The sequence below is a fragment of the Flavobacterium sp. P1_E4 genome, assembly GCF_056405915.1.
The window spans coordinates 236,323-258,208 of record NZ_JBFUBE010000004.1 but is presented as its reverse complement, the minus strand read 5'-3'; the positions used below and the strand labels follow the sequence as shown (position 1 = coordinate 258,208).

The following is a 21,886-nucleotide window of genomic DNA, read 5'->3' as shown; positions in this document are numbered from 1 at the left end:
CAGTCGGGTCCTTATTTAAGGTCTGGCTTATTTAATCATTATAATTTTAATCATGAAAATAAACTTAACAATAGTTTTGTTGCTCTTGTTTGCTGCTTTTGATTCGTATTCACAAGATACTTTGAAGGAAATAAAAGTGCAATCCAAACGCAAGAGCTTACAAAAATCATATACAGTTACCGGTAATACAACACTAGTAACCAAAAAAGAATTACTCAAAGCCGCCTGTTGTAATCTTGCCGAAAGCTTTGAAACTAATCCTTCAATAGATGTCAATTTTTCGGATGCATTGACAGGAACCAAACAAATCAAAATGTTAGGTTTGACAAGTCCTTACTTAATGATGACTCAGGAGAATGTTCCTTCTGTTCGTGGTGCTTCTCAGGTTTATGGACTATCCTTTACACCAGGTCCTTGGATAGAAAGTATTCAAATCACCAAGGGATCTGGGAGCGTGGTGAATGGTTTCGAAAGTATATCGGGTCAAATCAATACCGAATTAATAAAACCAATGTCGGAAGTTCCATTGTTGTTAAATTTTTATGGTTCTACAGATTCCCGCTTTGAACTGAACGCTAATTTTAATCAAAAACTATCCGATAAATGGGCTGCCAGTTTATTGCTGCATGGTAATATTAGAGATTCCAAAATGGATAATAATGAGGATGGTTTTCTTGACAATCCTTTGCAAAAACAATTCAATTTGCTCAATCGCTATCAATATTATAATGCTGAGACGGGTTGGGTTAGTTTCATTAATTTGCAATATATGAATGATACTAAATTAATGGGGCAAACCAATTTTGATCCTGATACGGATAGAGGAACAACAAATTTATGGGGTTCTGAAATTGACACCAAAAAGATTGATATTTCTACCAAAGTAGGTTATGTTTTTAAGGACATGCCATTTCAAAGTATTGGTTTCCAAAATGCATTTTCCAGCTATAACCAAGATTCTTATTTTGGGTTGAATGGCTACAATATCGAGCAAAACAGTTTTTATTCGAACTTGATTTTTAATTCAATTATCAATAATGAAAAAAACAAGTTTGCTACAGGTTTGAATTTTACATATGATAGTTATAATGAGTTTGTTAATACGACAGATTATAGCAGAATCGACAATACAGTTGGAGCTTTCTTTGAGTATACCTATGATAATCAGGACAATTTTAGCTTGATTCTTGGAGGAAGGGTAGATTACGGTAATCGTTTGGGTGTTTTTGCGACACCAAGAGTTCATGTAAAATACAATCCTTGGGAGAAAGGAGTTTTGCGAGTTTCTGCAGGTAGAGGAAAACGCCCTGCCAACATTTTTGCCGAAAATCAAACATTGTTCGCTAGTTCTAGAACTTTTGATGTTACAAATGCTGGGGGTAAATTATATGGATTGGATCCAGAAATTGCTTGGAATTATGGCTTAAGTTTTATGCAAGGTTTCAAGTTGTTTAATCGAAATGGAGATGTTACAGCCGATTTTTACAGAACCAATTTTCAGAATCAAATAGTGGTGGATATCATGCAAAGTCCGCAACAAGTGATTTTTCATAATTTGGACGGTGCTTCATTCGCAAACAGCTTTCAGTTGGAATTCAACTATGAATTGGCTAAGCATTTGGAATTGCGTTCAGCTTACAAATACTATGATATTAAAACCGATTATTTGTCTGGGAAGTATCAAAGACCATTGCAGGCGGCACATCGTTTCTTTGGGAATTTAGGATACGAAACTAATAGTAAAGAAAAAGGACAACAGTGGAAATTTGACTTCACTTACAATTGGATTGGAGAACAGCAATTACCTTATACAGCTTCAAATCCTGTGGAATTTCAACTTCCTGAAAATTCACCAGCTTATTCTTTGATGAATGCTCAAATCACTCGAGTATTTTCTTCTGCTTTTGAAATGTATGTAGGAGGGGAGAATATTGGGAATTATACTCAAAATCCTGCAATAGTGGATTCGAAAAATCCTTTTGGTCCTTATTTTGACGCAACTATTTTATATGCACCAGTATTTGGGCAAATGTATTATGCAGGTTTAAGGTTGAAAATAAAATAAATGAATATCAAAAAACAATATCAAAAAAATAATTTAAAAATTTAATACTTATAAAAATGAAAACAAATATTCAAGAATTTAGAAAAAACAGTACTATGGTTAAGAATGTATTTTTAGTTTTGCTAATGACCATTTTTACAATTTCGGCTCAAGGCCAAGAAGATAAAAATAAAAACGCCAAATATACTACCGAAATAAATGGTAACTGTGAGCAATGTCAGAAGAGAATTCAAAAAGCCGCTTATTCGGTTCCAGGAGTGAAATCGGCTTTATGGAGTGTTGAGACACATCAACTGAGCTTAATCATTAATGAAGAAAAATGCTCTTTGACGGATGTGAAAAAAGCAATTGCAAAAGTAGGTCATGATACGGATTCGATAAAATCAACAAAAGAAGATTATGATAGTCTTCATTCGTGTTGTCAGTATGAAAGATTGTAATATCTGGTTATATGTTATTTTGCAACGTAAACGTTTTATGCTCGTTAATTTGTAACTTTCAATAATTGAGAAAAAGCATCAAAATATAAGATTAATTTTGATGCTTTTTGTGGTTTTTAAATCGTTAATAAAACTTTAAAATAGAGTATTCTATTGTGGTTAACCTAAATTATCCTTACTTTCACAGCCTAAATAAAACACAAAAATTTATGAATAATTTCGAATGGACCCAATTAGTAAATCCTGAATTTTATATAACTTTTACAATTGGTGGCATTCAACTGGGTTTGTATATTGTTTTATTCATCGTTTTTGCAGAAACGGGACTTTTTGCCGGTTTTTTTCTTCCAGGTGATAGTTTACTTTTTCTTGCTGGAATTTACAGTCGTGATTTGGTTCAAAATATTCTTTTCATAGAAAGTGATTTTATAAATCTTGTAATACTTTCAACCTTAGTAGCACTTTCAGGTGTTTTTGGAAATATGGTTGGTTATTGGTTTGGAGCCAAAAGCGGGTATTATTTATATAATAGAGAAGATACCCTTTTGTTTAAGAAAAAGTATTTGCTTCAGTCTAAAGAGTTTTTTGAAAAACATGGCGGGAAAGCTATTATTTATGCAAGATTTTTGCCTATCGTGAGAACTTTTGCTCCGATAGTGGCAGGTATAGGCTCGATGGACAAAAAGAAGTTTATGTTTTTTAATATAGTGAGTTCTGTTTTATGGTCTTTTGTTTTGATTTTTTCTGGACATTATCTTTACGGTATGTTTTTGGATATGGGAGTTGACTTAAAGGAACATATAGAGAAAATCGTCATCGGAATTATCTTGGTTTCAACTTTGCCTGTTTTATTAAAAGTAATTAAGAAAAAAGTAGTTCATCATTAAAATTCAATAAATAAAAAGAACCGTCTTGCTCAACTGAACAAGACGGTTTTTTTATGCTTTTTTTAGAGATGATTATAAAAAAGCCTAATCTTTCCCTTTAGCCCCGATAAAAGTGAAAATCCTTATGAGCCGGGGTTCGGCTTATAAGATTGTAATGGATAGCGGGACCAATGCCGGTAAAAATGCCAAATCTTTCTGCTCCAAAAACTATTAAAAGTACTCCTGTAAAAAGCATAAAAAAATCCGTCAAGAACGAATTCAAGACGGATTTTATATTTGGAAATCTAATGCTGATTTTACATCATTCCTGGCATACCTCCACCCATGTGGCCGCCAGCTGCACTTTCTTCTTTAATGTCGATTAAAGCACACTCTGTAGTCAAGATCATTCCCGCAACCGAAGCAGCATTTTCTAATGCAATACGAGTTACTTTTTTAGGATCAATGATTCCAGCTTTTAGCATGTCAACGTACTCGTCTGTTTTGGCATTGTATCCAAAATCTCCAGAACCTTCACTAACTTTTGCAACTACTACAGAACCTTCAAGACCTGCATTCTCAACGATAGTTCTCAAAGGAGATTCTACGGCACGAGAAATAATTTGGATACCTGTTTTCTCATCAGCGTTGTCTGAAACGATAGTGCTTAGAACGTTTTTAGCTCTTAATAAAGCTACTCCGCCTCCAGCAACAATTCCTTCTTCTACAGCTGCGCGAGTTGCGTGAAGTGCATCGTCAACACGGTCTTTTTTCTCTTTCATTTCTACTTCAGAAGCAGCACCAACATAAAGTACAGCAACACCTCCAGCTAATTTAGCCAAACGTTCTTGCAATTTTTCTTTATCATAATCAGAAGTCGTAGTTTCCATTTGACCTTTGATTTGGTTGACACGATTTTTGATCATATCAGCTTCTCCAGCACCACTTACAATTGTAGTATTATCTTTGTCGATAGTTACTCTTTTTGCAGAACCTAGCATTTCTAGAGTAGTGTTTTCTAAAGTGTATCCTCTTTCTTCAGAGATTACAGTTCCACCAGTTAAGATAGCGATATCTTCTAACATTGCTTTTCTTCTGTCTCCAAAACCAGGTGCTTTTACAGCAGCGATTTTCAAGGCACCACGCAATTTGTTTACTACCAAAGTAGATAAAGCTTCTCCGTCCACATCTTCTGCAATAATCAATAATGGTTTTCCAGTTTGTGCAATTGGTTCCAATATTGGTAATAATTCTTTTAAAGAAGAAACTTTTTTGTCATACAAAAGGATGTATGGACTTTCTAGTTCTGCTTCCATTTTTTCTGGATTGGTTACAAAGTATGGAGAAAGATATCCTCTGTCAAATTGCATTCCTTCAACAACATCTACATAAGTATCTGTTCCTTTGGCTTCTTCAACAGTGATTACACCTTCTTTTCCAACTTTTGCGAAAGCGTTGGCAATTAATTCTCCAATTACTTCGTCATTGTTAGCAGAAATAGAAGCAATTTGTTTGATTTTTTCAGAATCGCTTCCTACTACTTTTGCTTGTTTAGCAAGGTCAGCAACGATAGCTTCAACAGCTTTGTCGATACCGCGTTTCAAATCCATTGGATTTGCTCCAGCTGCAACATTTTTCAATCCTTCTTTTACGATAGCTTGTGCCAATACAGTAGCAGTTGTAGTTCCGTCTCCAGCTAAATCATTAGTTTTTGAAGCAACTTCTTTTACCATTTGAGCACCCATGTTTTCCAATGGATCTTTCAATTCAATTTCTTTGGCAACAGTAACACCATCTTTAGTCACATTTGGTCCACCAAAAGATTTTCCAATAATTACGTTACGTCCTTTTGGCCCAAGGGTTACTTTAACCGCATTTGCCAATGCATCAACTCCACGTTTTAATCCGTCACGTGCTTCAATATCAAATTTTATATCTTTTGCCATTTTATTGTTTATTTGTTGATTCGTTTATTTGATTTTAGATGATTGCCAAAATATCGTCCTCACGCATAATTAGATAATCTTTCCCTTCTAATTTTAATTCAGTTCCAGCGTATTTTCCATAAAGTACTGTGTCTCCTATTTTGACAGTCATAGTATGGTCTTTAGTTCCGTTTCCTACTGCAACTACAGTTCCTTTTTGTGGTTTTTCTTTTGCGGTATCTGGAATAAAAATCCCTGACGCCGTTTTCGTTTCAGCTGCAACTGGTTCGATAAGAACTCTATCTGAAAGTGGTTTAATGTTTAAAGTCATGATTTTTTATGTTTATGTTAATTTTTACTGTTGTTGTATTTCAGAAATTATGCCACAGTATGTAAACTGACATTTTTTCTTATAAAAAAAGCCAGCTTTGACAGGCTGGCATTTCGTGTATTTATGTAAATAGATTATTTTGCTGGAGTTGCAGGTGTACTTTGTGCAGGCGCATTTGTAGCAGGTGCATTAGTTTTTGGTGCTGCAGTTTCTGTGTTATCAATGATTTTTGAATCTGCATCACTCAAAGTTCCTGTGAAACTTAAACCTGAAAGTAAGATTAAAGCAATTAGTATAGTTGCCAATGTCCAAGTACTTTTGTCTAAGAAATCAGTAGTTTTTTGTACACCACCTAACATTTGAGAACCACTTATTGTAGAAGAAAGACCACCACCTTTAGGGTTTTGAACCATTATTACTACGATCAATAGAAAACATACTATTGTAATTAAAACTAAAAAAATTGAAAACATACTATTTATTATTAATTGTTATTTTGTTGTACTATTTTAATATCCTTTATACGGTCTGCAAAGAAACTACTTTTTTCTGGATATTTCAAAATTAATATTTCATAAGCTTGTATCGCTTTTTGATATTTTTTTTGCTCCAAATACACTTTAGCCAAAGTCTCTGTCATTAAATAAGAATTATCCTCTTTGTTGAGATCGATATTTGGTGTGAATACTACTCCAGGCTTTATTGGCGGAATCTTTGGACTGGTTTCTATGAACTTATCGATTAATTCTGCTTTTTTCTTTTTACTCTCGTCAATGATAGGTTCAGGTTCTTTTGCCATACTATTATTTTCTTGTGGATTTTCTCTAATGATGGGTTGTATCCTCGAAATTTGGAGCCATTGATGGAAAGAATGTGTTTCGGATTTTGAAAAATCCAGTGGTTTTCCAATTTCTAAATTTTTCTCAGCTTCTGTTGTAGCTTCCTCAATTTTTGTTGGCGTAGCTTCCTTAATGGAATCAAGGATCGATTGTTCTACAGTTTTGTCGATTTCTAAGTTATCGATAAAAAGAGATTTGTTTTGAGTAGTATTGGCATTAGCCTCTTTTATGGAAGTGAGTATCGAGTGTTCCAAAGGATTTGTCTTGATTACCTGTGGTTCTTCCTTCTCGATAATTTGACTGTCAACTACAGTTATATTGAGTAATTCTTCTATTTTTTTCTCGTAAGTCTTTTTTTGAATAGCAGTAAACGATTCAGAAGTTATAAAATCAAATAAAACGCTACGGTCCGTAGTATGTGCTGCGGCTATTTTTAACGCAAAATTATACTTGTAGCTATTTTGATTGTAAAGCCCTTTCAGACGCAACGCACGTGCACTTTGAAAAAATGGAAATTCATCCAAAACTTTTTCTAAAGCCACGGTTTGTATCTCGTTGATTTCTTCGGGTTGGTTTAATAAATAATTATAGCTACTAACGTTCATTTTTTTTGGTGTTCAGTAATTGTTTAACTGAATATTATTAATTGATTTCTATCTGTTAACTAAAAAGTTTACTTTTTTAAAATTACCATTTTGCAAGTGAATCATTGAAAATATCCTGCGTAATTCTTTCGAAAATTTCTTTGATTGCAGTATCTTTCGTTGCTCCTGTCAATTGTTGGGCTGCAGGAAAGTCATAATAAAATTCAAAAGATTTTTCGAAATCATCAGCTTCTTTGTTTTTGTTGGTAAATCTAACATTAACTCTAATTTTTAAACGGTTTTGTGCCGCTTTTTGATCAGCAGTTGCAGTCATTGGACTGATTCGGTAATCTACTATTTCTCCTTCGTAGGTTAAATCTCCTCCATTTTTTACTAAATGCAAATTAGTTTGATTCTGAATCAAGTCTTGTAACGTAAGTGTAAAAGTTCGGTCAATTCCCGGTTCAATCAAATCAGAATTGTTTGGAAAGAAATTTACCTGATACGTTTTGGCATCGATTTTACCGGTTCCGGTAAAGTTATATACCGAACAACTGTTTAGAATGAATGAACTAATTAGTAATAAGAGATAATGTGTTTTTTTCATACGAAGTTAATAATTGTATTTTATTGGAATATGGTATCGCTATTCTTTAGTTCTGTTTGTATTTCTGAATCATAGCGATTTCATAAAATGTATAAATTGCTGTGTCTGTTCGCTATTGCTCGAGTCCAATTCTAATTTGGTTCAAATTTCAAATGTACAAAAATCGAATTTGTGATTTGAAATTCATTTTATGTTATAAATCAAATTGTTTGATTTTTCGATACAAAGTACGTTCCGAAATTCCCAATTCATCTGCAGCGGCTTTTCGTTTTCCTTTGTTTTTTTCCAATGACTTTTTAATCATTTCGATTTCTTTCTGTTCGAGTCTTAAGATTTCTTCTTCTTCGATGGTTTCGGCCAAAAGATAATTGCTGTTATCTTGTTCTTCGTAATCCTCTTCTATATTTGAATTGGATAAAAATGAAGTTCTTGGCTCTTCTTCAAAGTCAATTTCGCTGTCCTCTTCCTTGGAACCGTATATTTTTTTGATAAGTGATTTATTGGCTTCCTGAACATTAGAACTACCATTTTGCATTAATTCCAATGTCAGTTTTTTTAGATCGTGCAAGTCACTTTTCATATCGAAAAGAACTTTATATAAAATCTCTCTTTCAGTATTAAAATCGCTGTCGTTTTTCTTGTCTTTTATTACCGACGGTAAATTACTGTCTTCGCTCGGTAAGTAAGTTTGTAAGGTTGCGGCTGTTATGTCTCTGTTGGTTTCTAATACCGAAATCTGTTCAGCAACATTTCGTAATTGGCGGATATTACCGCTCCAGCGAAACTTTTGCAAAAGCAGAATAGCAGCTTCATCCAATTTCAATGGAGGCATTTTGTATTTGTTGGCAAAATCGGCCACAAATTTTCTAAATAATAAATGAATGTCTTCTTTTCTTTCTCGAAGTGGAGGCAAGTGAATGTCCACCGTGCTTAAACGATAGTACAAATCTTCACGAAATTTTCCTTTTTCAATAGCTTTGAATAAATTGACATTGGTCGCAGCCACGATTCTTACATTTGTTTTTTGAACCTGTGAAGAACCCACTTTTATGAACTCCCCATTTTCCAAAACACGTAACAAACGTACTTGGGTGGTCAAAGGCAATTCTCCCACTTCATCAAGGAAAATAGTACCGCCATTGGCCACTTCAAAATATCCTTCACGAGTACTGGTTGCGCCGGTAAAGGCTCCTTTTTCGTGTCCGAAAAGTTCACTGTCAATCGTTCCTTCCGGAATGGCACCACAGTTTACCGCAATATATTTACCGTGTTTTCGGTGTGATAATGAATGTATAATCTTTGGAATGTTCTCTTTTCCCACACCACTTTCTCCAGCCACCAAAACCGAAATGTCGGTAGGGGCAACCTGAATGGCTTTTTCTATGGCACGATTGAGCTTTGGGTCATTCCCAATAATTTCAAAGCGCTGTTTTATTGATTGTACTGTATCCATTTGCTTTTTTTCTAACACAGATTTCACAGATTGTCACAAATTAAAAATCTCTGAAATTTTTTCTAATTATTAAAATTGAAATTTGTTTGAATAACTGCTTGATTCTTTTTTTACTATTGTGGTTTTGTAAGCGTATCTTTTTGGATAGTAGACTTTTCCACTTTCTGTTTTGGGAAATAAGTTCTAATGACATAGAATGTTGTTCCAAAAGCAAGAATAAAAGTAATTAAAGCGATAAGTATATTTTTTTTGGTCATATCAATGATTTTAATTTTAAATCTGCGGTTAACTATTTTTAATTCATATCACTCAATCCAACCGCTTCACCTTTCAAAGTTCCAGAGGTACAAGAATTAATTTTCACATTTACAAAATCACCTATTTTATAATTTTCTTTTGGGAAAACCACCGTAATACTTTGTGAATTTCTTCCGGAAAACTCTTCAGTTGATTTTTTTGAAACTTTCTCTACCAATACTTCAACCGTTTTTCCTATGAATTCCTCAGAGCGCAACCAAGCGTGTTTTTGTTGTAAATCCACAATTTCCTGCAATCTTCTTGCTTTGGTTTCTTCAGGGACATCATCTTCCATTTTTCTTCCCGCCAAAGTTCCTGGACGTTCAGAGTAACTGTACATATAACCAAAATTATATTTCACATATTCCATCAAGCTCAAAGTATCTTGGTGGTCTTCCTCTGTTTCTGTTGGAAAACCCGAAATCATATCTTGAGAAATCGCTCCGTCAGGAATAATAGAACGAATTTTATCAATCAAAGTCATATACTCTTCTCTCGAGTGCAAACGATTCATTTCTTTCAAAATGCGATTGCTTCCAGATTGAACTGGTAAGTGAATGTGCTTGCAAATATTAGGATATTTGGCAATAACGTGCAAAATGCTTTCGTGCATATCCTGTGGATTCGAAGTCGAAAAACGAATACGCATTTTTGGGAAACCAACCGCTACCATTTCCAGTAATTGGTCAAAATCCACCGCTGTCGCTTTTTGCATTTCGGTAGCATTGACAAAATCCTTTTTCAAACCGCCACCATACCATAAGTAACTGTCAACGTTTTGTCCCAAAAGTGTAATTTCCTTAAATCCTTTGCTCCACAAATCCTGAATTTCGTTCATAATACTTTGTGGTTCACGGCTGCGTTCACGACCACGGGTAAAAGGCACCACACAAAATGTACACATATTGTCGCAACCTCTTGTGATAGAAACCAATGCTGTAATTCCGTTGCTCATCAATCGAACTGGTGAAATATCACCATAGGTTTCCTCTTTGGACAAAATAACATTTATCGCATCACGACCTTCTTCAACTTCACTCAATAAATTAGGTAAATCTTTGTATGCATCAGGTCCCACAACTAGGTCTACAATTTTCTCTTCGTCAAGAAATTTTTCTTTCAAACGTTCCGCCATACATCCCAAAACTCCAACTTTCATCTTCGGATTGGTACGTTTCACTGCATTATATTTTTCCAGACGTTTGCGAATTGTTTGTTCCGCTTTGTCCCGAATCGAACAGGTGTTTACCAAAACTAAATCAGCCTCTTCCAAAACTGAAGTGGTATTGTAACCACCATCAGACAATATGGAAGCCACAATCTCGCTGTCCGAAAAATTCATCGCACAGCCATAGCTTTCTATAAAAAGTTTTTTTGTATTCTCTGGTTTATGTTCTAGAACAAGGCTATTTCCTTGTTTACTTTCTTCAATTATCTTTTCCATATGGCATTTTCAAAGCGCAAAGATAAGGCAAATACAGTGATTATGACAAGATGTCAGCCGAAGAATTAACAACTTTTTAAGTCCTTCCAAATTCTGATAATTTAGTGCAGTTGATAAGGAGCTAATTCCCGCTTTCCGTTACAAGTCCTCGTCCCGCTGGCAACATTTAAATGTATTTGCACGAGCTTCCTTTGGTCGCTTTGCCTCTACATAAAATGTAAGCCATCGGTACTCCGGGCTTTTCACTTCAAACGAAGTTCACTGAACTCCTATGAAAATAAAAGTATAATGAAGTAATCGGGGCTAGGGCATTTGTTTTCAGAATATCATTTTATTTTCAAATAATAGCTTTGATGGTTTTATGGAATCCGAAATTCCTTCAATAGAAACCCATTAGCCACAGTTTTAAATTCGGCCAATTGATTTTGAATCCAGCTTTCATTATGCCCTAACTCTTTAGCCAGTAAATGAGCTACTTTATCGGCACAAAAAATTGCTGCTCTTGCGTCCAAAAACAATAGGCGGACACGTCTAGCCAAAATATCTTCAACAGTAGTGGCCATTTCTTCTCGAATTGCCCAAACGACTTCTGCTAAAGTGTATTCGTAGTCAGGGTGTAATTTTTCTTTTAAATGGGGTTCGCTTTCTTGTAATTGCAGAATAGCTTTACTATCCGTACCATAGATAAATAAGTGATTTTCAAAATCTATGTTACTGTTTTTTTTGTTTCCATGAATAGCCAAATGTTCGGTTATACATTTTTTATTTGGTAATTGATGTACAGCAATAGCTTTGTTAACAATTTCTTCGGCAATTTTACGATATGTTGTCCATTTTCCACCTGTGATTGTGATTAATCCAGTTTCGGAAACAATTATTTTGTGGCTTCTGGAAACTTCCTTGGTGCTCTGTCCTTTTTTCTCGGGCGCTGCCAAAGGTCTTAATCCAGCGAAAACGGAAAGAACATCAGCTCGTGTTGGGTTTTTTGTTAGGTATCTTTGTGCAGTTTCCAATACAAATTCAATTTCTTCTTCGAGTGCAATTGGTTCAAGATCTGATTTTTTGACCAATGTATCCGTGGTTCCCACGACAATTTTATCGTGCCAAGGAACTGCAAAAAGTACTCTTCCGTCACTCGTCTTCGGAATCATTAATGCGTAATCACCTGGTAAAAAGGATTTGTCAAACACCAAATGAATCCCTTGACTGGGAACGATGTATTTTTTATAAACAGTGTCATTCATTTTCATGATGGCATTGGTGAATACCCCAGTTGCATTAATCACTGCCTTGCCATATATGCTATGTTTCTCTCCCGACTCTTGATCATTAGCGATGACACCCGTAACTTGATTTTTGTTGTCTTTTATTAATTGAATAACTTTAAAATGATTGAGAACGCAAGCTCCTTTTTCTATGGCTGTTTGAGCCAGATTAATGGCTAACCGGGAGTCATCAAACTGCCCGTCATGATATAATACGCCACTTTGCAATCCATTTGGTTCAATGGAAGGGATTAATTCTAATGTTTTTTCTTTGGATAAATATTTAGAACTTCCAAGGCTTAATCTGGCAGATAATAAATCATAGAATTTTAAACCAAGAGTATAAAAATAACCTCCCCACCAGTTGTAGTTTGGGATAATGAAAGATTCGTTTTTAACCAAATGGCCTGCGTTCTTTTCCATTAAACCTCTTTCTTTTAGAGCTTCAATGACCAGAGAAAGATTGCCTTGCTCTAGATAACGAACACCTCCGTGGGCCAATTTGGTACTTCGGCTTGAAGTGCCTTTTGCAAAATCCACAGCTTCAAGAAGTATAGTTCTATAACCTCTACTTGCCGCGTCAACTGCAACGCCAAGTCCATTGGCACCACCACCAATTATGATGATGTCCCAAGATTGGTTCTGTTTTAGTTTTTCTAATTGTTCGATTCGGTTCATTAGATAATTTTGTAGGTTCGATTGGGTCTCTTGTAGTAAATTTAACCAAATAATTAAAATTGATTCAGTTTTTAAAAAAATTAAATTTTGATTTCTTTTTATACCTATTATATATAGGTGAAATGGAGCTGTGTGTTTTATTGTTTCAAAGGTGTTTCTTGTGTTTAATAGTTTTGGCTATTTATGCTTGAAATTAGTAATGCATCATTATAAATGAATCAAAAATGTTTTGCTTTGAGTTGTTGAAATGGTTCGTTTACCGATTTAATTAGTTTTTAAAATCAAGGAAAGGTTGATATTTAAAAAAAAAAATTACTTTTGCGATTCAAACAATAGCAAAATGGCAAAGAATTTAGTGATAGTTGAGTCCCCTGCAAAGGCAAAGACAATCGAAAAATTTCTAGGAAGTGATTATCAGGTAGAATCAAGTTATGGGCATATTGCCGACTTACCTTCTAAGGAAATAGGTGTTGATGTCGAAAACGGGTTTAAACCCAAATATGAGGTTTCCTCGGATAAAAAAGCATTGGTGTCCAAATTAAAGACTTTAGCCAAAAATGCCGATATGGTATGGTTAGCAAGTGATGAGGACCGCGAGGGAGAGGCTATTTCTTGGCACTTGGCGGAAGAATTGAAACTTAAAAAAGAAAAAACAAAACGTATTGTTTTTCACGAAATTACCAAAACTGCTATTCTTAAAGCAATTGATAAACCTCGTGAAATAGATTATAATTTAGTTAATGCACAACAAGCTCGAAGAGTTTTAGATCGTTTGGTTGGATATGAATTGTCGCCGGTTCTTTGGAGAAAAGTAAAAGGCGGTTTATCTGCTGGACGTGTGCAATCGGTTTCTGTTCGTTTGATTGTGGAGAGAGAACGTGAAATTCAAAATTTTACTGCTGTGGCAACTTATTCGGTTGTGGCTGAGTTTATAAATGAAGCTGGAAAGACTTTAAAAGCCAAGCTTCCAAAAAATTTCAATACAAAGAAAGAGGCTGAAGATTTTTTAAAACAAAATATCGGTTCTATATATAAGGTAGCAGACTTAGAAACTAAGCCTACCAAAAAATCACCAACAGCTCCTTTTACGACTTCGACTTTACAACAAGAAGCAGCAAGGAAATTGTATTTGCCTGTTGGAATTACAATGCAATTGGCTCAACGTTTGTATGAAGCTGGACTTATTACCTATATGAGAACGGATAGCGTGAATTTGTCCAAAGAGGCGATGGATGCTGCTCAAGCGGAGATTGTCAAGTCTTATGGAAAAGAGTTTTCTTACCCAAGAACGTTTGCCAATAAAAGTAAAGGTGCACAAGAAGCTCACGAAGCGATTCGTCCAACTGACATGTCACTTCATACAGTAAATATAGATAGAGATCAAGCACGTTTATACGACTTGATTTGGAAAAGAACTTTGGCTTCCCAAATGAGTGATGCCAAATTGGAACGTACCAATGTTAAAATTGAAGCAAATAATCACGGTGAAATTTTTACGGCTTCGGGTGAGGTTTTGCTTTTTGAAGGTTTTTTGAAAGTGTATCTTGAAGGACATGATGAAGAAGAGGAGGAACAAGAAGGTTTGTTGCCTGCTCTGAAAGTGAATGAAAAATTGCAAAACAATTACATTACTGCAACCGAAAGGTATTCGAGAGCTGCGGCAAGATATACAGAGGCTTCTTTGGTAAAAAAACTGGAAGAATTAGGTATTGGTCGTCCATCTACATATGCACCAACAATTTCTACCATCATCAACAGGAATTATGTGGAGAAAGGAAATTTGGAAGGTATTGAACGAAATTATACACAGTTGACTTTGCAATCTGACAAGTTGGTTGAGAAGTTACTTAAAGAGAATACAGGTTCAGATAAAGGGAAATTAGTTCCCACAGATATTGGTACAATTGTTACTGATTTCTTGGTGAAGAATTTCGGAAATATTTTGGATTATAATTTTACTGCAAAAGTAGAGCAGGATTTTGATGAAATTGCTGAAGGGAATATCGAGTGGACAAAAATGATGCAAGAGTTCTACGATAAATTTCACCCAACAGTAAAAGATGTTGAAGCCAATGCAGACAGAGAAAGCGGGGAACGAATTTTAGGAATTGATCCAGAGTCTGGAAAACCAGTTTCGGTTCGTTTGGGCAAGTTTGGACCTATGGCTCAAATTGGAGATGCTGAGGATGAAGATAAAAAATTTGCGAGCCTTAGACACGAACAAAATATTGGTAATATTACTTTGGAGGAAGCTTTGAATTTATTTTTGCTTCCAAAAAACCTGGGTATATATAAAGGAGAAGAAGTTGAAGTGAGTAATGGTCGTTACGGTCCTTATGTTCGACATGGAAGTGTATTTATTTCTTTGCCAAGAGGTGAGGATCCTTTGGATGTTTCTATGGTGAGAGCTCAGGAATTAATTGACGAAAAAGCTATCGCAGATGCACCGATAGCGATTTATAAAGGAGAAGGAGTTCAAAAAGGGACAGGTCGTTTCGGTCCTTTTATCAAATGGAATGGAATCTTTATAAATGTAAGCAAGAAATATAATTTTGATAATTTATCTCAGTCAGATATTCAAGAATTGATTGAGGATAAATTGCAGAAGAATATTGATAAAGTGCTACACAATTGGGAAGAAGAAGGTATTTTGGTTGAAAAGGCACGTTGGGGACGTTCGGTTATTACGAAAGGGAAGATAAAAATTGAATTAAGTAAAGATGTTGATGCTACAAAATTAACATTGGCTGAAGTTCAAGAAATGATTGCTAAGAAAACACCAGCCAAAAAAGTTGCTGCCAAAAAAACGACTGCAGCGAAGAAACCTGCTGTTAAAAAAGCAGTAGCCAAAAAGAAATAAAGAGTTAAATTCAATTAGTCCTCATTTTTTTTCCTTCTTGGAAAGTAATGTAGGAGAGGTAAAAGAAGTAATAAATGGAGTTTGATTTTTTAGAACCATTAAGTGAAGAATTTCTAAACTATGTTTTAGGTTTATCTGCTCAACATTTGGGCAGTAAAATTGTTTTACATACTAATGAGGCAATACCTGATTTGAATAAAATTAATATTGCAATAATTGGTGTTCTTGAGAATAGAGGTGATAAGAATAGTAATATTGATGTTGACCTAAACGCGATTCGTAGAGAATTATATGGAATGTTTCCGGGGAATTGGAATGTCGCAATTGGTGATTTAGGTGATATTCTTCCGGGTAACTCAAAAGAAGATACTTTTTTTGCGTTAAAAAAAATAGTTTCAAGTCTTATAAAAAGAAAAATCATACCTATAGTTATTGGTGGGTCTCAGGATTTAACCTATGCATTATATAGAGGATATGATGATTTGGAGCAAATGGTGAATTTAGTTTCTATTGATAGTAGGTTTGATTTTGGAAAAGAAAATGAGGTTATTAATTCTGATTCTTTTTTAACTAAAATTATTATAGACGAACCTAATAATTTATTTAATTTTTGTAATATTGGCTATCAGACTTACTATAATTCTCAGGAGGAGATAGATCTGATAGAAAAGTTGTTTTTTGATGCGTATCGACTAGGTGAAATTTCGAATAATATTTCAATTTCGGAACCGGTTTTTAGAGATGCAGATGTTGTGAGTATAGATTTGAATTCATTAAAATCATCAGATTCTGGTAATTTTACTGTTTTTAATCCAAACGGTTTTAATGGTAAAGAAATTTGCTCATTATCCAGATATGCTGGGATAAGTGATAAAGTAAGTTCGTTTGGGATTTTTAATCACAATAACTCAAAACAGGAAGCGGTAATTATTGCGCAGATATTTTGGTATTTTATAGAAGGATATCATTATAGGTCAAATGAGTACCCTTTTGGTAGTAGAGAGAATTATTTAAAATATATAGTTCCGCTTGAAGAAGAGGATTTGGTATTTTATAAAAGTGACAAAACAGATCGTTGGTGGATAGAGATACCATTTATTTCAAACTCCAGCAATAAACTGAAAAAAAACACGTTATTACCGTGTTCGTATGAGGAGTATTTAGCTGCTTGCAATCAGGAAATGCCTGAAAGATGGTGGAAAGCTCAAAGAAAAAACATTATATAAATTTTAAGTTTTAAAACACTTAATGAATTTATAATAAAAGCGTTAATTTTATGTGAATATTTTAGATATTTGCGATATACTTACAAATTTTTAAAAATGATGTTTTTTATCGTTCTTTTTTAGCACTTTGGCGATAAAATATTTTTTTTTAAGAATTTTTAACATACATTTGACCAAATATTAAGTGACTATAAAAGAATTGTTTTTTAGATAAAAAATAAATACGTTTGCAGTCCTATTAATAATGAATAGATAACCCCAATTTTTATGAAGAATTTCATTGCATTTACGGCAATTTTAACAGTGTTGATTAGCTGTGGTAGATCAAGCGACAAAGGAGAGTTGGTTGGTGTAAAAGGAGCAAAGTGGCATCCTGAAAAACCTTATGGAATGACACTGGTTCCTGGTGGCTCATATATCATGGGTAAATCTGATGATGATGTTGCTAATGTTGCCGACGCACCAACAAAAACAGTTACTGTTAGAGCATTTTATATGGACGAAACAGAGATTACAAATAGTGAATACCGCCAATTTGTGGAGTGGGTAAAAGATTCTACAATTCGTTTTCGTTTGGCTATTTTGGCTGAAGAAAGTGGTCAAGGTGCAGCTAGTGATGGGAAAGGTAAAGGAAAGAATACAGGAAGTATAGCTGATTATTCTTTTAGTAATAATAATTCCGATCCTGAAAAAATGACAGCATACGATAAATATATGTATGACAACTATTATAGTATCGGTACAGATAAAGATCCGAATGCTTATAAAAGATTGGATAGAAAAGCTAAATTAGTTAATGACGTTAAAAAATATCCAGATGAATTTTACACAGAAGTTATGGATTCTATGTATTTGCCTTTAGAAGCATCTTATAATGGATTGAGAACTATTGATGTAAATAAACTTAAATTTCGATATACTTGGATGGATATCCAAGCTGCTGCTAAGGCTAAAGTAGGGAAAAGACAGGATTTCATTAGAACTGAAGAGGTTAAAGTATATCCAGATACTACTGTTTGGATTAAGGATTTTGCATATTCTTATAATGAGCCGATGCATAATGATTATTTTTGGCACAAAGCTTATGGTGAGTATCCTGTAGTTGGTGTTACGTGGAGTCAAGCAAAAGCTTTCTGCGAATGGAGAACTTTAAATAAAAATAGTTATTTGAAATCTAAGAAAAATCATGTAGATAATGTGAACTCTTTTAGATTGCCTACAGAAGCAGAGTGGGAGTACGCTGCAAGAGGAGGTCTTGAATCAGCTACTTTTCCATGGGGTGGTCCTTATACAAAAAGTGATAGAGGATGTTTTATGGCTAATTTTAAGCCTAACAGAGGGGATTATGCTGCAGATCAGGCCTTGTATACTGTAGAAGCTAAATCTTATGAGCCTAATGGTTATGATTTATATAACATGGCTGGTAATGTATCTGAATGGACGGATTCTGCTTATGATGCTAATGCTTATGAGTTTGTATCCACAATGAATCCTGCAGTTATAGATAACTCAAATAAACGTAAAGTTGTAAGAGGGGGGTCTTGGAAAGATGTTTCTTATTTCCTTCAAGTAAGTACTCGTGCATTTGAATACGCAGATTCATCCAGAAGTTATATCGGATTCAGAACAGTTCAAGATTATATGGGAACTCAAACAACCGGTAACAAAAAAAAATAACCCAAATTTAAATAAAAATAACCTATAAATTAACTTTAAAATTTTTACAAGATGGCAGTATTGAGCAAAAAAGCAATGAATTTTACCTATGGTATGGGAGCGGCAGTAGTAATTATCGGAGCCCTATTTAAAATTCAACATTACCCTGGAGCTAGTGCATTATTAATAATTGGTCTTTGTACAGAAGCTTTCATTTTTGCTCTATCGGCATTTGAGCCAGTTGAACATGAATTAGATTGGTCATTAGTTTATCCTGAATTAGCAGGTGGTGAAAAATCTGATAAAAAAGAAGTTGTTTCTGATGATGCTGATGGAATGTTGTCATCTAAATTAGATGCAATGTTGAAAGAAGCTAAAATTGATGGTGCATTAATGAGTAGCCTTGGTAATAGTATTAGAAATTTTGAAGATGCTTCAAGAAATATTTCTCCTACAGTTGATTCTATCTCTGCGACTAAAAAATACAGTGAAGAATTATCTATGGCAGCTGCACAAATGGAATCTTTAAATAGTTTGTATAAAGTACAATTAGAAAGTGCTTCTAGAAATGCTGAGGCTAATAAAGAGATTGCTGAGAATGCAAGTAAATTGAAAGAGCAAATGCAATCAATGACGGCAAATATTGCATCTTTAAACAATGTATATGGTGGTATGCTTACTGCAATGAGTAATAAAGGATAATTAGTTTTTTAACTATATATTATAATATTAAATAATAAACTAATTAGAAAAAATGGCAGGAGGAAAATTAACCCCTAGACAGAAGATGATAAACCTGATGTACTTGGTTTTCATCGCAATGTTAGCATTAAATATGTCCAAAGAAGTATTATCAGCATTTGGATTAATAAACGAGAGATTTGAAACAGCTAATAATTTAGCATTAACTTCAAATGAAGCTATTTTAGCGGATTTAGATCTTAAAGCACAAGATAAGCCTGAGCAATATAAAGTTCCTAATGAAATTGGGAAAAAAGTTAACGTTGCAACTATTGCTTTTTATAAATATGTAGAATCTTTAAAATCAGATTTTACTAAAGATATTAAAAGAGAAGAGAACGGTAAATTGCCATACGAGACTATGGATAATTCATCAAAATTGGATGAATCTTGGTTTAGTGGTGATGGTTTATCTGCAAAAGGTAAAGAAGTTGTTGCTGCCGTAGAGGCTTATAAATCAGCTATTAAATCAGCAATCGGTAGTGATGCTAAATTTAAAGATATTGCAGCTGAATTTAATACTAAGTTTAATACTGGTGATGTAGTTGATAGAGAAGGGGTAAAGAAAAATAATTTAGATTATAATTTTAAACATTTCCCTCTTATTGCTTCTGTAGCTAAATTAACTGCTATTCAAAATGATGTTAATACTATTGAAAATCAAATTTTGAGCAGATTAACGGGTTCAACTGCTGTTGCAGCTGCATCTATGAAAAATTATACTGCAATTGTAATTCCTGAAAAATCTGCATTTTTCGCTGGAGAGGCTGTAAAAGGAAAAATTGTTTTAGGACGTTTTGATAAAGCAACAGTTCCTACTAAAGTTGTTGTGAACGGTAGTAACTTAAATCTTGGTTCTGCTTTACATGATGGTCAAGTTGATTTTAGTTTTGGTGCAGGTAATGTTGGTGAGCATGATATTAATGGTAACTTTACTTTTATGGAAGATGGTAAACCAGTAGCTATTCCAATTATAGGAAATTATGTAGTGGTTCCAAAACCTAATTCAGCAACTATTTCTGCAGATAAAATGAATGTAGTTTATAGAGGAGTTATTAACCCTATGACAATTTCTTTTGCAGGTGTTTCTTCTGATAAAGTGTCAGCATCAGCTCCAGGTTTAAGTTCTGCGGGTAAGCCAGGTTCTTATAATATGAATCCAGGACAAGGTTCTGAAGTGGTTATCAATGTAACTGGTACTTTACCTGATGGATCTAAAGTATCTGATAAAAAAGCATATAGAATCAAAGGTATTCCACCTCCAGTTGGTGCAATTGGTGGAGAAATGGGAATTGTTAAAGGAGCTAAGTCTCGTTTAGAAGTTTCTCAGATATCAGCTAAATTACCTGATTTCGATTTTAATGTTAATTTGAATGTTGTTGGATTTACTCTAAAAGTTGCTGGTCAAGCTGCAGTTATAGTTTCTGGTGATAGAGTAAATGCACAATGTAAAACTGCTTTAGCAAGAGCTACAAGAGGTGATCAAGTTACTATTTCAGATATTAAAACTAAATTGGTTGGTTCTGACATCATGCTTTCAAGAACAGCTGTAGTAATTTACGAAATACAATAATATTTAAGTTACTATTCTACTTAAATAACTTAATAATTAATAAAGATGAAGACTAAAAATTTAGTTGCGGTTATAGCATTTGTTGCGGGAAGTTTTTCTTCATTTGCACAGTCTAATTTGCTGAATGCTAAGACACCAGATCAAATTGGAGTAAAAACTAAATCTCAAGTATCTCTTGACAATGATAAGCCTTTGGCTTATGGTTACGTTGATGATAGAGATATATTGATGGGTAAAACTACATGGGAGATTGTTGATTTGAGCGAAAGATTTAATTTTCCTCTTTATTTCCCAATCGATTCTACTAATATTGGAAAAGACAGAAGATCATTATTTGATGTTTTGATTAAAGGTATTAAGACAAATAAAATAACTGAAGTGTATGCTGATGATTATTTTAATACCAAAAAAACTTTCAAAGATATGAGTAGTTCATTTACTTATATAGATACTACCAATGCTGGTAGAGAAGAAGTAAATGCCAATAGAGATTTGTATTACCCAAAAGCAAAATCGTCGGTTACTTATAAAACTGTTAAAGGTAAAAAAGTAAAAGTGGTTGGTCCTGCTACTGTTCCCGTTGCTAAAGCTTTAGATCCTCAATTTATTGATAAAAGAGAACTTACTGCACAAGATATCACAGGATACAAATTAAAAGGGTATTGGTATTTTGATAAACGTCAAAGTGAATTGAAATATCGTTTATTGGGTATTTGTCCAATCGCTCCGGAAGCTAGAGAAGTTGGAAGTGAAAATCCTGATTATATTGATTTATTCTGGATATTTTATCCTTCAATACGTGATTATTTACACCAGTATTTGGCTTTCAACGAGAAAAACTCGGCTATGCCAGTTTCGTTTGATAGAATTTTAGATTCACGTCAATTTAGCGGTGTAATTTACAAAGAAGAAAATGTTTATGGTGACCGTTTAATTACTGAATACGTAAACGAAAATGCTTTGAATCAATTATTGGAATCTGATAGAATAAAAGATAAAATTCGTGATTTCGAACATGATATGTGGAATTACTAAT

The 21,886-nt window shown here is 34.0% G+C and carries 17 protein-coding genes; 9 read left to right on the top strand and 8 right to left on the bottom strand.

Annotated elements, in window-relative coordinates; all coding sequences use genetic code 11:
* The first annotated feature begins 52 nt into the window (after nt 1-52).
* From AC1DY0_RS06400 to AC1DY0_RS06390, 3 genes are all read left to right on the top strand, one after another.
* A complete protein-coding gene (locus AC1DY0_RS06400; protein ID WP_477187804.1) occupies nt 53-2,065 on the top strand; it encodes a TonB-dependent receptor plug domain-containing protein in 2,013 nt (670 codons plus the stop codon).
* A gap of 56 nt (nt 2,066-2,121) precedes the next feature.
* The gene (locus tag AC1DY0_RS06395; RefSeq protein WP_477187803.1) at nt 2,122-2,505 is read left to right on the top strand and encodes a heavy-metal-associated domain-containing protein; all 384 of its coding nucleotides are present in this window, start codon (nt 2,122-2,124) and stop codon (nt 2,503-2,505) included.
* A gap of 209 nt (nt 2,506-2,714) precedes the next feature.
* Nucleotides 2,715-3,392, top strand: coding sequence for a DedA family protein (locus AC1DY0_RS06390; RefSeq protein ID WP_477187802.1), 678 nt, complete (start codon nt 2,715-2,717; stop codon nt 3,390-3,392).
* Between the two features lie 296 nt (nt 3,393-3,688).
* On the opposite strand, the gene groL is transcribed toward AC1DY0_RS06390, so the two are convergent.
* From groL to AC1DY0_RS06350, 8 genes are all read right to left on the bottom strand, one after another.
* Nucleotides 3,689-5,317: a chaperonin GroEL gene (groL, locus tag AC1DY0_RS06385; RefSeq protein ID WP_077374656.1), complete on the bottom strand. Its 1,629-nt coding sequence runs from the start codon at nt 5,315-5,317 to the stop codon at nt 3,689-3,691.
* Between the two features lie 34 nt (nt 5,318-5,351).
* Nucleotides 5,352-5,627, bottom strand: coding sequence for a co-chaperone GroES (locus AC1DY0_RS06380; protein WP_100431955.1), 276 nt, complete (start codon nt 5,625-5,627; stop codon nt 5,352-5,354).
* A 134-nt stretch (nt 5,628-5,761) separates the two neighbouring features.
* Nucleotides 5,762-6,100, bottom strand: coding sequence for a preprotein translocase subunit SecG (secG, locus tag AC1DY0_RS06375; protein ID WP_111409973.1), 339 nt, complete (start codon nt 6,098-6,100; stop codon nt 5,762-5,764).
* 11 nt (nt 6,101-6,111) lie between these two features.
* Nucleotides 6,112-7,071: a tetratricopeptide repeat protein gene (locus AC1DY0_RS06370; protein WP_477187801.1), complete on the bottom strand. Its 960-nt coding sequence runs from the start codon at nt 7,069-7,071 to the stop codon at nt 6,112-6,114.
* An 82-nt stretch (nt 7,072-7,153) separates the two neighbouring features.
* Nucleotides 7,154-7,657 (bottom strand): LptE family protein, encoded by a 504-nt coding sequence (locus AC1DY0_RS06365; protein ID WP_477187800.1) that lies wholly within the window; start codon nt 7,655-7,657, stop codon nt 7,154-7,156.
* A 193-nt stretch (nt 7,658-7,850) separates the two neighbouring features.
* On the bottom strand, nt 7,851-9,110 hold the full coding sequence (locus AC1DY0_RS06360; protein WP_477187799.1) for a sigma-54 interaction domain-containing protein: 1,260 nt from the start codon (nt 9,108-9,110) through the stop codon (nt 7,851-7,853).
* 295 nt (nt 9,111-9,405) lie between these two features.
* Complete coding sequence (miaB, locus tag AC1DY0_RS06355) at nt 9,406-10,851, bottom strand: tRNA (N6-isopentenyl adenosine(37)-C2)-methylthiotransferase MiaB (protein WP_477187798.1); 1,446 nt, start codon at nt 10,849-10,851, stop codon at nt 9,406-9,408.
* Nucleotides 10,852-11,210: 359 nt separating this feature from the next.
* Nucleotides 11,211-12,794, bottom strand: coding sequence for a glycerol-3-phosphate dehydrogenase/oxidase (locus AC1DY0_RS06350; protein ID WP_477187797.1), 1,584 nt, complete (start codon nt 12,792-12,794; stop codon nt 11,211-11,213).
* 340 nt (nt 12,795-13,134) lie between these two features.
* On the opposite strand from AC1DY0_RS06350, the gene topA reads away from it, so the two are divergent.
* The 6 genes from topA (at nt 13,135) to porN (ending at nt 21,885) form a co-directional block, all read left to right on the top strand.
* On the top strand, nt 13,135-15,654 hold the full coding sequence (gene topA, locus AC1DY0_RS06345; protein ID WP_477187796.1) for a type I DNA topoisomerase: 2,520 nt from the start codon (nt 13,135-13,137) through the stop codon (nt 15,652-15,654).
* A gap of 74 nt (nt 15,655-15,728) precedes the next feature.
* The gene (locus AC1DY0_RS06340) at nt 15,729-16,880 is read left to right on the top strand and encodes a formimidoylglutamase (protein ID WP_477187795.1); all 1,152 of its coding nucleotides are present in this window, start codon (nt 15,729-15,731) and stop codon (nt 16,878-16,880) included.
* A gap of 267 nt (nt 16,881-17,147) precedes the next feature.
* A complete protein-coding gene (porK, locus tag AC1DY0_RS06335) occupies nt 17,148-18,557 on the top strand; it encodes a T9SS ring complex lipoprotein PorK/GldK (RefSeq protein WP_477187794.1) in 1,410 nt (469 codons plus the stop codon).
* A 51-nt stretch (nt 18,558-18,608) separates the two neighbouring features.
* Nucleotides 18,609-19,238 (top strand): type IX secretion system motor protein PorL/GldL, encoded by a 630-nt coding sequence (gene porL, locus AC1DY0_RS06330; protein WP_477187793.1) that lies wholly within the window; start codon nt 18,609-18,611, stop codon nt 19,236-19,238.
* 52 nt (nt 19,239-19,290) lie between these two features.
* Nucleotides 19,291-20,850, top strand: coding sequence for a type IX secretion system motor protein PorM/GldM (gene porM, locus AC1DY0_RS06325; protein ID WP_477187792.1), 1,560 nt, complete (start codon nt 19,291-19,293; stop codon nt 20,848-20,850).
* 45 nt (nt 20,851-20,895) lie between these two features.
* Entirely contained in the window at nt 20,896-21,885 is a 990-nt protein-coding gene (porN, locus tag AC1DY0_RS06320) for a type IX secretion system ring subunit PorN/GldN (protein WP_477187791.1), read from the top strand.
* Nucleotide 21,886 lies beyond the last annotated feature (1 nt).